Genomic DNA, 13,999 nt, shown 5'->3' on the forward strand with positions numbered 1-13,999 from the left:
CAGATGCTCTTTTTGGAGAATTGAAATGGCAAAAGGCAAGTTTGAACGTACCAAGCCGCACGTGAACGTGGGCACGATTGGCCACGTTGACCATGGCAAGACCACGCTGACGGCCGCGATCGCGACCGTGCTGTCGAAGAAGTTCGGCGGCGAAGCCAAGGCGTACGACCAGATCGACGCGGCGCCGGAAGAAAAGGCGCGTGGCATCACGATCAACACCGCGCACGTCGAGTACGAGACGGCCAACCGCCACTACGCGCACGTTGACTGCCCGGGCCACGCTGACTATGTGAAGAACATGATCACGGGCGCGGCACAGATGGACGGCGCGATCCTGGTGTGCTCGGCCGCTGACGGCCCGATGCCCCAGACCCGCGAGCACATCCTGCTGGCGCGTCAGGTCGGTGTGAAGTTCATCATCGTCTTCCTGAACAAGTGCGACATGGTGGACGACGCCGAGCTGCTGGAGCTGGTGGAAATGGAAGTCCGCGAGCTGCTGAGCAAGTACGACTTCCCGGGCGACGACACGCCGATCATCAAGGGTTCGGCCAAGCTGGCGCTGGAAGGCGACACGGGCGACCTGGGCGAGCAGGCCATCATGCGCCTGGCTGACGCGCTGGACACCTACATCCCCCAGCCGGACCGTGCCGTTGACGGCGCGTTCCTGCTGCCGGTGGAAGACGTGTTCTCGATCTCGGGCCGCGGCACCGTGGTGACGGGTCGTGTCGAGCGCGGCATCATCAAGGTCGGCGAGGAAATCGAGATCGTCGGTATCCGCGAAGTCCAGAAGACGACCGTGACCGGCGTGGAAATGTTCCGCAAGCTGCTGGACCAGGGTCAAGCCGGCGACAACGTCGGTATCCTGCTGCGCGGCACCAAGCGTGAAGACGTCGAGCGCGGCCAGGTGCTGGCCAAGCCCGGCTCGATCAAGCCGCACACCCACTTCACCGCTGAGATCTATGTTCTGAGCAAGGAAGAGGGCGGCCGTCACACCCCGTTCTTCAACAACTACCGTCCCCAGTTCTACTTCCGCACGACGGACGTGACCGGTGCCGTGGAGCTGCCGAAGGACAAGGAAATGGTCATGCCTGGCGACAACGTCAGCATCACCGTGAAGCTGATCGCTCCGATCGCCATGGAGCAGGGTCTGCGCTTCGCCATCCGTGAAGGCGGTCGTACCGTCGGCTCGGGCGTCGTGGCCACCATCATCGAGTAAATCTTTTGCTGGTACCCGTCGGGTACCGGTGAGGCGCGCTGCCCGCTTCGGCGGGTGGTGCGTCCCCCACTCGGCGGCGCCATCGCTGCCTCCGCGATGCCTTGCGCATTGCGTCGCTCTTTGAAGGAAAAGTCATGTCTACCAAGCAAAAGATCCGCATCCGGCTGAAGGCCTTCGATTACAAGCTGATCGACCAATCGGCCCTAGAAATCGTGGAAACCGCCAAGCGCACCGGCGCGATCGTCAAGGGTCCCGTGCCCCTGCCGACCCGCAAGGAACGTTTCGACATCCTGCGTTCGCCGCACGTCAACAAGACGTCGCGTGACCAGTTTGAAATCCGCACCCATCAGCGTCTGATGGACATCGTCGACCCGACCGACAAGACGGTTGACGCGCTGATGAAGCTGGACCTGCCGGCTGGCGTGGACGTCGAGATCAAGCTGCAGTAATGCAGTCGGGCGCCGGCGCGATCCGGCCGCTCTCTGAAAGGCGACCCTCGGGTCGCCTTTTTCTTTGGGTGCCGATGGCGCTCGGCTTGCGGTGTGGTCAGGGTTGACGCTATACTCCGCAGCTTTTCCGCGCCGGGATTCCCTGGTGCGGCTTCGTCGCATCGCCGTCGAAGGGGTTTGGGGCCTTTACCCCTGTCCTCATCGAAGGAGCGATGCTTGTCGGCCCGGCCAATCGATGTCGGGTGTGTGAAATGACTTCAGGCGCGCGGCGGTGTCTCCGTCGAGGCGTTCGGGGTCAGGAGAAAACCATGAGTCTTAGCAATCGTCTCGGATTGCTGGGCCGCAAGGTGGGCATGATGCGTGTGTTCACGGTCGACGGTGATACCGTCCCCGTGACCGTGCTGGACGTGTCCAACAATCGCGTGACCCAGGTCAAGACCGAAGAAACCGACGGCTACAGCGCCATCCAAGTGACGTACGGTGCCCGCAAGGCCTCCCGCGTCACCAAGCCGCAAGCGGGTCACCTCGCCAAGGCTGGTGTTGAAGCCGGTGAAATCATCAAAGAATTCCGCGTTGATGCCGCGGTCGCCGCCGAATACAAGGCCGGCGCTCAAGTCCCCGTGACGCTGCTCGCCGCCGGCCAACTGGTCGACGTGCAAGGCACCTCGATCGGCAAGGGCTTCGCAGGCACCATCAAGCGCCACAACTTCAGCTCGCAGCGCGCTTCGCACGGTAACAGCCGTTCGCACAACGTTCCTGGCTCCATCTCGATGGCCCAGGATCCGGGTCGCGTGTTCCCGGGCAAGAAGATGTCGGGCCACCTCGGCGACGTCACCGTGACCGTCCAGAACCTGGATGTCGTCCGCATCGACGAAGCCCGCCAGCTGGTGCTGGTCCGTGGTGCCGTTCCTGGCGCGAAGGAAGGATTCGTCGTGATCCGTCCGGCCGTCAAGGTCAAGGTCAAGAAGGGAGCCAACTGATGCAACTCGAGCTCCTGAATGAGCAGGGTCAGGCGACGTCGAAGGTCGACGCTCCCGACACCCTTTTCGCTCGTGATTACAACGAGGCCCTGGTGCACCAGGTGGTCGTGGCTTATCAAGCCAACGCCCGTCAAGGCACCCGCGCCCAGCTGACCCGCGCTGAAGTCCGTCACTCGACGAAGAAGCCGTTCCGTCAGAAGGGTACCGGCAACGCGCGTGCTGGTATGACGTCCTCCCCGCTGTGGCGTGGGGGCGGTCGCATCTTCCCGAACAAGCCTGACGAGAACTTCTCGCACAAGCTGAACAAGAAGATGTACCGCGCTGGCATGGCCGCGATCCTGTCGCAGCTGGCCCGTGAAGGTCGTCTGGCCGTCGTGGACTCGATCTCGATCGAAGCCCCGAAGACCAAGCTGCTGGCTGCCAAGCTCAAGGGCATGGGTCTGAATCACGTCATGGTGATCTCCGACCTGGTGGACGACAACCTGCTGCTCGCTTCGCGCAATCTGCCGAACGTGCTGGTCGTCGAGCCGCGTTATGTCGATCCGCTGTCGCTGGTCTTCTACAAGAAGGTCCTGGTGACGAAGGCTGCGATCGAGCAACTGAAGGAGATGCTGGCATGAGCGCGCCCAAGTTTGCTGATGGCCGTCTGGCCAAGGTGCTGCTCGCTCCGATCGTGTCCGAAAAGGCCACGATGGCTGGCGAAAAGCACAACCAAGTCCTGTTCAAGGTCTTGCGCGACGCGACGAAGCCCGAGATCAAGGCCGCTGTTGAACTGATGTTCAAGGTCGAGGTCGACGCGGTCAACGTCGTCAATGTCAAGGGCAAGACCAAGCGCTTCGGTGGCCGTCAAGGCCGTCGCGACCACGTCAAGAAGGCGTACGTGTCGCTGAAGGCTGGCCAGGAGCTCAACTTCTCCGGGGAGGCTGCGTAATGGCCGTCGTTAAAGTCAAGCCGACTTCGCCTGGCCGTCGTGGCGTGGTGAAGGTGGTGCACAAGCACCTGCATAAGGGCGCTCCCGAGGCTTCGCTGCTGGAGCCCCAGAAGCAGAACGCTGGCCGTAACAACAACGGTCACATCACGATGCGCCACAAGGGCGGTGGTCATAAGCACCACTACCGCGTGGTGGACTTCCGTCGCAACAAGGACGGCATCCCGGCGAAGGTCGAGCGCATCGAGTACGACCCGAACCGTACGGCTCACATCGCGCTGGTGTGCTATGCCGACGGCGAGCGTCGCTACATCATCGCTCCGCGCAACCTGGAAGTCGGTTCGACGATCCTGAGCGGCGCGGAAGCCCCGATCAAGGTCGGCAACACGCTGCCCATCCGCAACATCCCCGTGGGTTCGACGATCCACTGCGTGGAACTGCTGCCGAGCAAGGGTGCCCAGATCGCCCGCTCCGCCGGTACTTCCGTGGTGCTGATGGCGCGTGATGGTTCCTACGCCCAGATCCGTCTGCGCTCCGGCGAAGTCCGCCGCGTGCACATCGACTGCCGCGCGACCATCGGCGAAGTGAGCAACGAAGAGCACAGCCTGCGCCAGTACGGCAAGGCCGGCGCCATCCGCTGGAAGGGCATCCGCCCGACCGTGCGTGGTACCGCCATGAACCCGGTCGACCACCCGCACGGTGGTGGTGAGGGTCGTACGGGTGAAGGTCAGGCCCCTGTGTCGCCGTGGAACACCCTGACGAAGGGCTACCGCACTCGCAACAACAAGCGCACGCAGACTTTCATCGTCTCGCGTCGCAAGAAGTAAGGGGTAGACCCACATGGCTCGTTCCCTCAAGAAGGGTCCCTTTGTGGACCACCACCTGATGGCCAAGGTCGACAAGGCCGTTGCCATCAAGGACAAGAAGCCCATCAAGACCTGGTCGCGTCGCTCGACGATCCTGCCCGAGTTCATCGGTCTGACGATCGCTGTGCACAACGGCAAGCAGCACGTGCCGGTCTATGTGTCGGACCAGATGGTCGGTCACAAGCTGGGTGAATTCGCTCTGACCCGCACCTTCAAGGGCCACCCGGCCGACAAGAAGGCCGGGAAGAAGTAAGGATGACGACGATGGAAACCAAAGCAATCGTTCGTGGCGTCCGCCTGTCGTTTGATAAGGGCCGCCTGGTGGCGGACCTGATCCGCGGCAAGAAGGTGGATCAAGCGCTGAACATCCTGGAGTTCACCCAGAAGAAGGCCGCGCTGATCATCAAGAAGGCGCTGGAATCGGCCATCGCCAATGCCGAGCACAACGACGGTGCCGACATTGACGAGCTGAAGGTCACTTCGATCTACGTGGAGCAGGGCACCACGCTGAAGCGGTTCTCCGCGCGCGCCAAGGGCCGCGGCAATCGCATCAGCAAGCCGACCTGCCATATCTACGTGACCGTCGGCCACTGAGCCTGAAGGAAGACTATGGGACAGAAAATTCATCCGACTGGCTTCCGCCTGCCCGTCACCCGTAACTGGGCGTCGCGCTGGTACGCGAACAACCAGAACTTCGCCAGCATGCTGGCTGAGGATCTGCAAGTTCGCGAGTTCCTGAAGGCCAAGCTGAAGAACGCCGCCGTTTCGCGCATCCTGATCGAGCGTCCTGCCAAGAACGCCCGCATCACGATCTTCTCGGCCCGTCCGGGCGTGGTGATCGGCAAGAAGGGCGAGGACATCGAGAACCTGAAGGCCGAGCTGGCCAAGCGTCTGGGCGTGCCCGTCGCTGTGAACATCGAGGAAGTGCGCAAGCCCGAAATCGATGCTCAGCTCATCGCCGACTCGATCACCCAGCAGCTCGAAAAGCGCATCATGTTCCGCCGTGCGATGAAGCGCGCGATGCAGAACGCAATGCGTCTGGGCGCCCAAGGCATCAAGATCATGTCCGCCGGCCGTCTGAACGGCATCGAAATCGCTCGTACCGAGTGGTATCGCGAAGGTCGTGTGCCGCTGCACACCCTGAAGGCTGACATCGATTACGGCTTCTCCGAGGCCAAGACCACCTACGGCGTGATCGGCGTCAAGGTGTGGGTGTATCGCGGTGACCGCCTGGCCAATGGCGAGGCTCCCGTGATCAACACCCCCCCGGGTGCCGAAGATGATCGCCGTCCCCGTCGCAATGCCCGTCCGGGCGCGCCGGGTGGCCGTGGTCGTGGCGACAAGCCTGCCGAAGGCGGCGACAAGCCTGCTGCGAAGCGTGTGGTGCGCAAGCCCGCCGCTGACGGCGGCCAGGCGTAAGGAGAACTCAACATGCTGCAACCCGCTCGTCGCAAATACCGCAAGGAGCAAAAGGGCCGCAACACTGGTGTTGCGACCCGCGGCGCGACCGTCGCTTTCGGTGACTTCGGCCTGAAGGCCACCGAGCGCGGCCGTATCACGGCTCGTCAGATCGAAGCGGCTCGCCGCGCCATCTCGCGTCACATCAAGCGCGGTGGCCGGATCTTCATCCGGATCTTCCCGGATAAGCCGATCTCGCAAAAGCCTGCCGAAGTCCGTATGGGCAACGGCAAGGGCAACCCGGAGTACTACGTGGCTGAGATCCAGCCCGGCAAGGTGCTCTACGAAGTCAACGGCGTGCCTGAGGCACTGGCGCGCGAGGCGTTCACGCTGGCCGCTGCCAAGCTGCCGCTGCGCTGCACCTTCGTGGCGCGCCAGCTCGGCGCCTGATTGGAGAACACCCCATGAAAGCATCTGAACTGCGCGCGAAAGACGTGGCTGCCCTGAAGAAGGAAGTCACCGATCTGCTGAAGGCCCACTTTGGTCTGCGCATGCAAAAGGCGACGCAACAACTGACCAACACTTCGGTGCTGGGCAATACGCGTCGTGACATTGCCCGCGCCAAGACCATCCTGGCCGAGAAGAAGGGAGCCGCGAAATGACGCAAGCTCAAGAGAAGAACACCCGCACCCTGATCGGTCGCGTCGTCAGCGACAAGCGCGCCAAGACGATCACCGTGCTGGTTGAGCGCCGTGCCAAGCACGAGCTCTACGGCAAGATCGTGGCCCGTTCCCGCAAGTACCACGCCCATGACGAAAATGGCGAGTACAAGATGGGCGACGTGGTCGAGATCGCCGAAGGCCGTCCGCTCTCGAAGACCAAGAGCTGGGTCGTGACCCGTCTGGTCCAGAAGGCTCAGCTGGTCTGATCGCCGATGTCGCGCGTTGAGCGCGACGTGGTCAGGGGTGGGTGACCACTCATGGCTGTCAATGGCTGGAACATCGGAATTCCCGGTGTCCAGCCATTTTTCGTTTTTCGCGGCACACTCTGCCGCTTTCATTCACCGACAACAGAATCAGGAGCGCGACATGCTGAAAGTGGGCGATCGACTGCCGGCCGGCAATCTGCAGGAGTTCATCGAAGTCGAGGGCGAAGGCTGCTCGCTGGGGCCGAATAGCTTCGACATCGAGAAGCTGACCGCGGGGAAGACCGTGGCCATCTTCGCGCTGCCTGGTGCGTTCACGCCGACTTGCTCCGCCCAGCACGTGCCGGGCTATGTTGCGCAGGCAGATGCGCTCAAGGCTGCGGGCGTGGATGAAATCTGGTGTGTGTCCGTCAACGATGCGTTCGTGATGGGTGCTTGGGGTCGTGAGCAGAAGACGGCTGGCAAGGTCCGGATGATGGCCGACGGCAGTGCCACCTTCACCCAGGCGACGGGACTGACGTTGGACCTCGTCCCACGCGGCATGGGCTTGCGCTCGCAGCGTTATTCGATGCTGGTGACGGACGGTGTCGTCAAGAGCCTCAACATCGAGGCGCCGGGCAAGTTCGAGGTCAGCGACGCCGGAACGCTGCTCAAGCAGGCGCAGTCGCTCTGACGCGCAACAACATCAGTTGACAGGCGGATTGTGCTTGCCGCATAATCCGCAGCTTCGCCGAATGGTGGCTCCGTCGCTCGACGGGTCCTGTGACCAGCGCACAGGGCAGCAGCCTTCGGTTCTAGGTTTCTTGCCCATTTAGGCCAGACGCGGGTCGCCGCAAGGTGACAGGTGATTGGCTTACGGGCCCAAGACTGACCGCTCTCTGGATGGCTGCGATGGTCGCAGTTGCCTGAGCGGGAAAAGTTGGGGACAGACATGATCCAAATGCAATCGCGACTCGATGTCGCGGACAACACTGGCGCCAAGTCCGTCATGTGCATCAAGGTGCTTGGTGGTTCCAAGCGTCGTTATGCGCATATTGGCGACATCATCAAGGTCAGCATCAAGGAAGCTGCGCCGCGTGGCCGCGTCAAAAAGGGCGAGGTTTACAACGCGGTGGTCGTGCGCACTGCCAAGGGTGTGCGCCGCCAAGACGGCTCCCTGGTCAAGTTCGACGGCAATGCCGCCGTGCTGCTGAACGCCAAGCTGGAGCCCATCGGCACCCGCATCTTCGGCCCGGTCACGCGTGAACTGCGTACCGAGCGCTTCATGAAGATCGTGTCGCTGGCGCCTGAGGTGCTCTAAGCCCCGCTCAGACAAAGGTATTGCCATGAACAAGATTCGCACAGGCGACGAGATCATCGTCCTGACCGGCCGCGACAAGGGTAAGCGCGGCACCGTGACGCTGCGCGTGGACGCTGACCATGTCGTCATCGACGGCATCAACGTCGTCAAGAAGCACGTCAAGCCGAACCCGCTGAAGGGTACGACCGGCGGCATCGTCGACAAGTCCATGCCCATCCATCAATCCAACGTGGCGATCTTCAACGCCGCTTCCGGCAAGGCCGATCGCGTGGGCATCAAGCTCGGCGCCGACGGCAAGCGGGTGCGCGTGTTCAAGTCGACCGGCGAAGAGATCAAGGCCTAAGGGGTAAGACATGGCTCGTTTGCAAGAGTTCTATCGCGAGAAGGTCGTCCCCGGTCTGACCGAGAAGTTCGGCTACAAGTCCGTGATGGAAGTGCCGCGCATCACCAAGATCACGCTGAACATGGGCGTGAGCGAAGCGGTCGCTGACAAGAAGGTCATGGATCACGCCGTCGGCGACCTGACCAAGATCGCTGGCCAGAAGCCCGTGGTGACGAAGTCGAAGAAGGCAATCGCCGGCTTCAAGATTCGTGACGGCGTGCCTATCGGCTGCATGGTGACCCTGCGTGGCGCCACGATGTACGAATTCCTGGACCGTTTCGTGACCGTGGCCCTGCCGCGCGTCCGTGACTTCCGCGGTATCTCGGGTCGTTCGTTCGACGGTCGCGGCAACTACAACATCGGCGTCAAGGAACAGATCATCTTCCCCGAAATCGAATACGACAAGGTGGATGCTCTGCGTGGTCTGAACATCAGCATCACGACGACTGCCAAGACGGACGACGAAGCCAAGGCACTGCTGGCTGCGTTCAAGTTCCCGTTCAAGAACTGAGGTGACCCGTGGCAAAACTCTCGATCAAGCAACGTGAGCTGAAGCGCGCCCAACTGGTCGCCAAGTACGCGAAGAAGTACGCGGAACTGAAGGCCATCATCGACGACAGCAAGAAGTCGGACGAAGAGCGCTATCTGGCCCGCCTGGAGCTGCAGAAGCTGCCCCGCAACGCCAACCCGACCCGCCAGCGCAACCGCTGCGAGCTGACCGGCCGCCCCCGTGGCACGTTCCGCAAGTTCGGCCTGGCACGTAACAAGATTCGTGAGCTGGCCTTCAAGGGCGACATCCCCGGTGTCGTCAAGGCCAGCTGGTAATCGGCAGGTTTAGGAGATTTCGTATGAGCATGAGTGATCCTATCGCCGATATGCTGACCCGCATTCGCAACGCCCAGAGCGTTGAGAAGGCCAGCGTCGTGATGCCTTCGTCGAAGCTGAAGGTCGCGATCGCCAAGGTCCTGAAGGATGAAGGCTATATCGATGATTTCGCGGTGCGTGGCGATGCCGCCCGCCCCGAGCTCGAGATCGCGCTGAAGTATTACGCCGGCCGTCCGGTGATCGAGCGCATCGAGCGCGTGAGCCGTCCTGGCCTGCGCATCTACAAGGGCCGCCACGATATTCCCCAGGTCATGAATGGCCTGGGTGTGGCGATCGTCACCACCCCGAAGGGCGTGATGACCGACCGCAAAGCACGTCAAGCCGGTGTCGGCGGCGAAGTGCTCTGCTACGTCGCATAAGCCAAGGAGAGACAGACAATGTCCCGCGTTGGAAAAATGCCGGTCGTCCTCCCGCAAGGCGTGGAAGTGACGATCAGCGCTGAGAAGATCAGCGTCAAGGGTGCCCAAGGTACCCTGTTCGTGGCCGTGAACCCGCTGGTTACGGTCAAGCTCGAAGGCGGCAAGCTGACGTTCGTTCCCGTCAACGAATCGGCAGAAGCCGATGCGATGAGCGGCACGATGCGCGCCCTGCTGGCCAACATGGTCAACGGTGTCAGCAAGGGCTTCGAAAAGAAGCTGAACCTGGTCGGCGTGGGTTTCCGCGCCCAAGCCCAGGGCCAGAAGCTGAACCTGCAGATCGGGTTCTCGCACCCGGTTGTCAAGGACATGCCGGCTGGCATCAAGGTCGAATGCCCGACCCAGACGGAAATCCTGATCAAGGGTGCCGATCGCCAGGTCGTCGGTCAGATCGCCGCTGAAGTGCGCGCGATCCGTCCGCCGGAGCCCTACAAGGGCAAGGGCATCCGCTACGCCGACGAAAAGGTCTCCCTCAAAGAGACCAAGAAGAAGTAAGGAGCCGCGCCATGCTGAACAAGAAGGAACAACGCCTGCGTCGTTCGCGTCAAACGCGTGCTCGCATCGCCCTGCAGCGCGTGGCCCGTCTGACGGTCTTCCGCTCGAACCTGCATATCTACGCCTCGGTCATCTCCGAAGACGGTCAGCGCGTGCTGGCCTCCGCTTCGACGGCCGAGAAGGAAGTGCGCACGCAGCTGTCCGGCAAGGGTGGCAACGTGGCCGCCGCAAGCCTGATCGGCAAGCGCATCGCCGAGAAGGCGAAGGCCGCTGGCGTCGAGAAGGTGGCTTTCGACCGTTCGGGCTTCGCTTACCACGGCCGTGTCAAGGCCCTGGCTGAAGCCGCTCGCGAAGCCGGCCTGCAGTTCTGACGCTCAAAGGATTAGGAAATGGCAAAGTTTCAACCCCGCGCTCAGACCGAAGGCAACGACGACGGCCTGAAGGAAAAGATGATTGCGGTCAACCGCGTCACGAAGGTTGTGAAGGGCGGCCGCACGCTGTCCTTCGCTGCGCTGACCGTGGTCGGTGACGGCGATGGCCGCATCGGCATGGGCAAGGGCAAGGCCAAGGAAGTTCCGGTCGCCGTGCAAAAGGCGATGGAATCGGCCCGCCGCAACATGGTCAAGGTCCAGCTGCGCAACGGCACCATCCAGCACAACGTGGTGGGTGAGCATGGCGCTGCGCACGTGATCATGGCACCGGCTCCGGCTGGTACCGGCGTGATCGCCGGCGGCCCGATGCGCGCTGTCTTCGAAGTGATGGGCGTGACCGACATCGTGACCAAGAGCCACGGTTCGACCAACCCTTACAACATGGTTCGTGCCACGCTGGACGCGCTCAAGCGCTGCTCCACGCCTGCCCAAGTGGCGGCGAAGCGCGGCAAGACGGTTGAAGAAATCTTCAACTGAGCGCCAGGAGATCGAGATGTCTGAAAAGAAAACGCTCACGGTCAAGCTGGTCCGTAGCCCGATCGGCTGCCGTGAAGATCATCGCGCGACGGTGGTCGGCCTGGGTCTTCGCAAGCTGAACAGCACGAAGACGCTGGAAGACACGCCGGCGGTCCGCGGCATGATCAACAAGATCGCCTACCTGGTGCAGGTGCTGTAAGCACGGCATCGACGAGGAACACAAGATGCAACTCAATACCATCAAGCCCGCCGCTGGTGCCAAGCACGCCAAGCGTCGCGTGGGCCGTGGCATCGGCTCCGGTCTGGGTAAGACCGCAGGCCGTGGCCACAAGGGACAGAAGTCGCGTGCCGGTGGCTTCCACAAGGTCGGCTTCGAAGGCGGTCAGATGCCGCTGCAACGTCGCCTGCCCAAGCGTGGTTTCAAGTCGCTGGCTCGTCCGTTCAATGCGGAAGTGACGCTGTCGGAACTGAACCTGCTGACCAGCGAAGAGATCGACCTGCTGACGCTGAAGGCTGTCGGCCTGGTGTCCGAGCTGGCCAAGGCTGTCAAGGTCATCAAGTCCGGCGAGATCACCCGCAAGGTGAGCATCAAGGGTCTGGGCGTGACGGCCGGCGCGAAGGCGGCGATCGAAGCCGCCGGCGGCTCCGTCGCTTGATCAGCCAAGCACAGGACTAGGCAGCAGTGGCAAGCAACGCATCACAGTTGGCCAAGAGCGGCAAGTTCGGCGACCTGCGTCGCCGCCTTGTGTTCCTGGTGCTCGCGCTGGTCGTCTACCGTGTCGGGGCGCATATCCCCGTGCCCGGCATCGATCCGACGCAGCTCCAGCAGCTGTTCAAGGGTCAGCAGGGCGGCATCCTGAGCCTGTTCAACATGTTCTCGGGCGGTGCGCTGTCGCGCTTCACCGTCTTCGCGCTGGGCATCATGCCCTACATCTCGGCCTCGATCGTCATGCAGTTGATGACGTACGTGGTGCCGAGCCTGGAAGCGCTGAAGAAGGAAGGCGAGGCAGGGCGTCGCAAGATCACGCAGTACACGCGCTATGGCACGTTGGGCCTGGCGATCTTCCAGAGCTTGAGCATTGCTTTCGCGCTGGAGAGCTCGCCGGGTCTGGTGCTGAGCCCGGGCTTCGGCTTCCGCATCACTGCGGTGACGAGTCTGGTGGCTGGCACGATGTTCCTGATGTGGCTGGGTGAGCAGATCACGGAACGTGGCCTGGGCAACGGCATCTCGATCCTGATCTTCGGCGGTATCGCCGCGGGTCTGCCGGGTGCCATCGGTGGTCTGCTTGAGCTGGTTCGCACCGGCGCCATGAGCGTGATCTCCTGCCTGCTCGTGATCGCGATCGTCATCGGCGTGACCTACCTGGTCGTGTTCGTTGAACGTGGTCAGCGCAAGATCCTGGTCAACTATGCCAAGCGGCAGGTTGGCAACAAGGTCTACGGCGGCCAGAGCTCGCATCTGCCGCTGAAGCTGAACATGTCGGGTGTGATTCCGCCGATCTTCGCGTCGTCGATCATCTTGTTGCCGACCACGCTCGTGAGCTGGTTTGCGACCGGTGACAGCATGCGCTGGTTGAAGGACATCTCTGACGCGCTGCGTCCGGGACAACCGATCTACGTGCTGCTGTATTCGGCCGCGATCGTGTTCTTCTGCTTCTTCTACACGGCGCTGGTGTTCAACAGCCGTGAGACCGCAGACAACCTGAAGAAGAGCGGTGCGTTCATCCCCGGGATTCGTCCTGGAGATCAGACGGCTCGACACATCGACAAGATCCTGTCCCGGCTGACGCTGGCGGGCGCGGTGTACATCACCGGCGTGTGCCTGCTGCCTGAGTTCCTGACGCTGAAGTACAACGTCCCGTTCTACTTCGGTGGCACCTCGCTGTTGATCATCGTGGTCGTCACGATGGACTTCTGGGCCCAGGTCCAGTCCTATGTGATGAGCCAGCAGTACGAGTCGCTGCTGAAGAAGGCCAGTTTCAAGGCCAACTGAAGGCGCCAGGCAAACAGAATATTGGATTCCAATTTGGCACGTGCGAAGGTATGGCGAAAGATGACGTCATTCAAATGCAAGGGGAGATTCTGGAGAACCTCCCCAACGCAACCTTCCGAGTCAAGCTGGAGAACAGTCACGTCGTTCTCGGTCACATCTCCGGGAAAATGCGGATGCACTACATCCGCATCCTTCCCGGCGACAAGGTGACCGTCGAATTGACGCCGTACGATTTGAGTCGTGCTCGCATCGTGTTCCGGGCGAAGTGAGCTTTTTAGCAATCCCCGGATCAACGCTGATTGAGCGAACAGAGTAGGTCAAGGAGCAGACCATGAAAGTTTCGGCATCTGTCAAGAAGATGTGCCGCAATTGCAAGATCATCCGCCGTAATGGCGTGGTGCGTGTGATCTGTACCGATCCGCGGCACAAGCAGCGCCAAGGCTGATTGGCCTAACGACTGCAAGCGAATTAGAGGACGCACATGGCACGTATTGCTGGTATCAACATTCCGCCGCACAAGCACACGGAGATCGGTCTGACTTCGATCTACGGCATTGGCCGTACGACCGCGCAGAAGATCTGCAACAGCTGCGGTATCCCGCTGGACAAGAAGGTCAAGGACCTGAACGACTCCGATCTGGAAAAGATCCGTGAGGAAGTCGGCCGCCTGACCATCGAGGGCGACCTGCGTCGCGAGATGTCCATCAACATCAAGCGCCTGATGGACCTCGGTTGCTACCGTGGCTTCCGCCATCGTCGCGGCCTGCCGGTGCGCGGCCAGCGTACCCGTACGAATGCCCGTACCCGCAAGGGTCCGCGCAAGTCGGCGGCGACCGGCAAGAAGTAATCCGCGGCATC

At 61.9% G+C, this 13,999-nt stretch carries 27 protein-coding genes; all 27 read left to right on the forward strand.

From position 1 onward, the window contains the following. Positions 1-25: 25 nt before the first annotated feature. On the forward strand, positions 26-1,216 hold the full coding sequence (gene tuf, locus ACQZ13_RS03245) for an elongation factor Tu (protein WP_377158110.1): 1,191 nt from the start codon (positions 26-28) through the stop codon (positions 1,214-1,216). A gap of 134 nt (positions 1,217-1,350) precedes the next feature. Continuing rightward, positions 1,351-1,665 (forward strand): 30S ribosomal protein S10, encoded by a 315-nt coding sequence (gene rpsJ / locus ACQZ13_RS03250; RefSeq protein WP_067278868.1) that lies wholly within the window; start codon positions 1,351-1,353, stop codon positions 1,663-1,665. A 308-nt stretch (positions 1,666-1,973) separates the two neighbouring features. Beyond that, on the forward strand, positions 1,974-2,645 hold the full coding sequence (rplC, locus tag ACQZ13_RS03255) for a 50S ribosomal protein L3 (RefSeq protein WP_088404610.1): 672 nt from the start codon (positions 1,974-1,976) through the stop codon (positions 2,643-2,645). Beyond that, a complete protein-coding gene (gene rplD / locus ACQZ13_RS03260) occupies positions 2,645-3,265 on the forward strand; it encodes a 50S ribosomal protein L4 (RefSeq protein WP_088404611.1) in 621 nt (206 codons plus the stop codon). The genes rplC and rplD overlap by 1 nt, the downstream gene beginning before the upstream one ends. Next, positions 3,262-3,576: a 50S ribosomal protein L23 gene (rplW, locus tag ACQZ13_RS03265; RefSeq protein WP_067278857.1), complete on the forward strand. Its 315-nt coding sequence runs from the start codon at positions 3,262-3,264 to the stop codon at positions 3,574-3,576. Before rplD ends, rplW begins: the two co-directional genes overlap by 4 nt. Next, positions 3,576-4,400, forward strand: a complete 825-nt coding sequence (gene rplB / locus ACQZ13_RS03270) for a 50S ribosomal protein L2 (RefSeq protein WP_088404612.1) — start codon at positions 3,576-3,578, stop codon at positions 4,398-4,400. The genes rplW and rplB overlap by 1 nt, the downstream gene beginning before the upstream one ends. 13 nt (positions 4,401-4,413) lie before the next feature. Beyond that, a complete protein-coding gene (rpsS, locus tag ACQZ13_RS03275; protein WP_058933599.1) occupies positions 4,414-4,692 on the forward strand; it encodes a 30S ribosomal protein S19 in 279 nt (92 codons plus the stop codon). An 11-nt stretch (positions 4,693-4,703) separates the two neighbouring features. Continuing rightward, positions 4,704-5,033: a 50S ribosomal protein L22 gene (gene rplV, locus ACQZ13_RS03280; protein WP_067283213.1), complete on the forward strand. Its 330-nt coding sequence runs from the start codon at positions 4,704-4,706 to the stop codon at positions 5,031-5,033. 15 nt (positions 5,034-5,048) lie between these two features. Continuing rightward, complete coding sequence (gene rpsC, locus ACQZ13_RS03285) at positions 5,049-5,858, forward strand: 30S ribosomal protein S3 (RefSeq protein ID WP_088404613.1); 810 nt, start codon at positions 5,049-5,051, stop codon at positions 5,856-5,858. 12 nt (positions 5,859-5,870) lie between these two features. Continuing rightward, positions 5,871-6,287 carry a 50S ribosomal protein L16 gene (gene rplP, locus ACQZ13_RS03290; protein WP_067278848.1) on the forward strand — a complete coding sequence of 139 codons (417 nt, stop codon included), beginning with the start codon at positions 5,871-5,873 and terminating at the stop codon, positions 6,285-6,287. Positions 6,288-6,301: 14 nt separating this feature from the next. Further along, entirely contained in the window at positions 6,302-6,499 is a 198-nt protein-coding gene (rpmC, locus tag ACQZ13_RS03295) for a 50S ribosomal protein L29 (RefSeq protein ID WP_088404614.1), read from the forward strand. Beyond that, positions 6,496-6,765 carry a 30S ribosomal protein S17 gene (rpsQ, locus tag ACQZ13_RS03300; protein WP_067278841.1) on the forward strand — a complete coding sequence of 90 codons (270 nt, stop codon included), beginning with the start codon at positions 6,496-6,498 and terminating at the stop codon, positions 6,763-6,765. The genes rpmC and rpsQ overlap by 4 nt, the downstream gene beginning before the upstream one ends. Before the next feature lie 160 nt (positions 6,766-6,925). Beyond that, positions 6,926-7,435 carry a peroxiredoxin gene (locus ACQZ13_RS03305; RefSeq protein WP_431053112.1) on the forward strand — a complete coding sequence of 170 codons (510 nt, stop codon included), beginning with the start codon at positions 6,926-6,928 and terminating at the stop codon, positions 7,433-7,435. A 258-nt stretch (positions 7,436-7,693) separates the two neighbouring features. Next, on the forward strand, positions 7,694-8,062 hold the full coding sequence (gene rplN, locus ACQZ13_RS03310; RefSeq protein ID WP_058933605.1) for a 50S ribosomal protein L14: 369 nt from the start codon (positions 7,694-7,696) through the stop codon (positions 8,060-8,062). Positions 8,063-8,087: 25 nt separating this feature from the next. After that, entirely contained in the window at positions 8,088-8,405 is a 318-nt protein-coding gene (gene rplX, locus ACQZ13_RS03315) for a 50S ribosomal protein L24 (RefSeq protein WP_067278835.1), read from the forward strand. Positions 8,406-8,415: 10 nt separating this feature from the next. After that, complete coding sequence (gene rplE / locus ACQZ13_RS03320; RefSeq protein ID WP_067278833.1) at positions 8,416-8,955, forward strand: 50S ribosomal protein L5; 540 nt, start codon at positions 8,416-8,418, stop codon at positions 8,953-8,955. An 8-nt stretch (positions 8,956-8,963) separates the two neighbouring features. Beyond that, the gene (gene rpsN, locus ACQZ13_RS03325) at positions 8,964-9,269 is read left to right on the forward strand and encodes a 30S ribosomal protein S14 (protein WP_067065192.1); all 306 of its coding nucleotides are present in this window, start codon (positions 8,964-8,966) and stop codon (positions 9,267-9,269) included. Between the two features lie 23 nt (positions 9,270-9,292). Beyond that, positions 9,293-9,688 carry a 30S ribosomal protein S8 gene (rpsH, locus tag ACQZ13_RS03330; RefSeq protein ID WP_058933609.1) on the forward strand — a complete coding sequence of 132 codons (396 nt, stop codon included), beginning with the start codon at positions 9,293-9,295 and terminating at the stop codon, positions 9,686-9,688. 18 nt (positions 9,689-9,706) lie between these two features. After that, complete coding sequence (rplF, locus tag ACQZ13_RS03335) at positions 9,707-10,240, forward strand: 50S ribosomal protein L6 (protein WP_421035261.1); 534 nt, start codon at positions 9,707-9,709, stop codon at positions 10,238-10,240. Positions 10,241-10,251: 11 nt separating this feature from the next. After that, positions 10,252-10,611 carry a 50S ribosomal protein L18 gene (gene rplR, locus ACQZ13_RS03340; RefSeq protein ID WP_067278827.1) on the forward strand — a complete coding sequence of 120 codons (360 nt, stop codon included), beginning with the start codon at positions 10,252-10,254 and terminating at the stop codon, positions 10,609-10,611. Positions 10,612-10,629: 18 nt separating this feature from the next. Then, a complete protein-coding gene (gene rpsE, locus ACQZ13_RS03345) occupies positions 10,630-11,148 on the forward strand; it encodes a 30S ribosomal protein S5 (protein ID WP_067278825.1) in 519 nt (172 codons plus the stop codon). Between the two features lie 16 nt (positions 11,149-11,164). Continuing rightward, positions 11,165-11,347: a 50S ribosomal protein L30 gene (rpmD, locus tag ACQZ13_RS03350; RefSeq protein ID WP_067278823.1), complete on the forward strand. Its 183-nt coding sequence runs from the start codon at positions 11,165-11,167 to the stop codon at positions 11,345-11,347. 25 nt (positions 11,348-11,372) lie between these two features. Continuing rightward, positions 11,373-11,804, forward strand: coding sequence for a 50S ribosomal protein L15 (gene rplO, locus ACQZ13_RS03355; protein WP_088404617.1), 432 nt, complete (start codon positions 11,373-11,375; stop codon positions 11,802-11,804). Between the two features lie 26 nt (positions 11,805-11,830). Continuing rightward, positions 11,831-13,141 carry a preprotein translocase subunit SecY gene (gene secY, locus ACQZ13_RS03360; RefSeq protein WP_088404618.1) on the forward strand — a complete coding sequence of 437 codons (1,311 nt, stop codon included), beginning with the start codon at positions 11,831-11,833 and terminating at the stop codon, positions 13,139-13,141. Positions 13,142-13,191: 50 nt separating this feature from the next. Beyond that, positions 13,192-13,410 (forward strand): translation initiation factor IF-1, encoded by a 219-nt coding sequence (infA, locus tag ACQZ13_RS03365; RefSeq protein ID WP_088404619.1) that lies wholly within the window; start codon positions 13,192-13,194, stop codon positions 13,408-13,410. Between the two features lie 62 nt (positions 13,411-13,472). Further along, the gene (rpmJ, locus tag ACQZ13_RS03370) at positions 13,473-13,586 is read left to right on the forward strand and encodes a 50S ribosomal protein L36 (protein ID WP_058933616.1); all 114 of its coding nucleotides are present in this window, start codon (positions 13,473-13,475) and stop codon (positions 13,584-13,586) included. A gap of 36 nt (positions 13,587-13,622) precedes the next feature. After that, positions 13,623-13,988 (forward strand): 30S ribosomal protein S13, encoded by a 366-nt coding sequence (gene rpsM / locus ACQZ13_RS03375; RefSeq protein ID WP_088404620.1) that lies wholly within the window; start codon positions 13,623-13,625, stop codon positions 13,986-13,988. The last annotated feature ends 11 nt before the right edge of the window (positions 13,989-13,999 follow it).

This window comes from Roseateles sp. L2-2 (genome assembly GCF_050613215.1).
In the GTDB taxonomy this organism is placed as follows: domain Bacteria; phylum Pseudomonadota; class Gammaproteobacteria; order Burkholderiales; family Burkholderiaceae_C; genus Roseateles; species Roseateles noduli.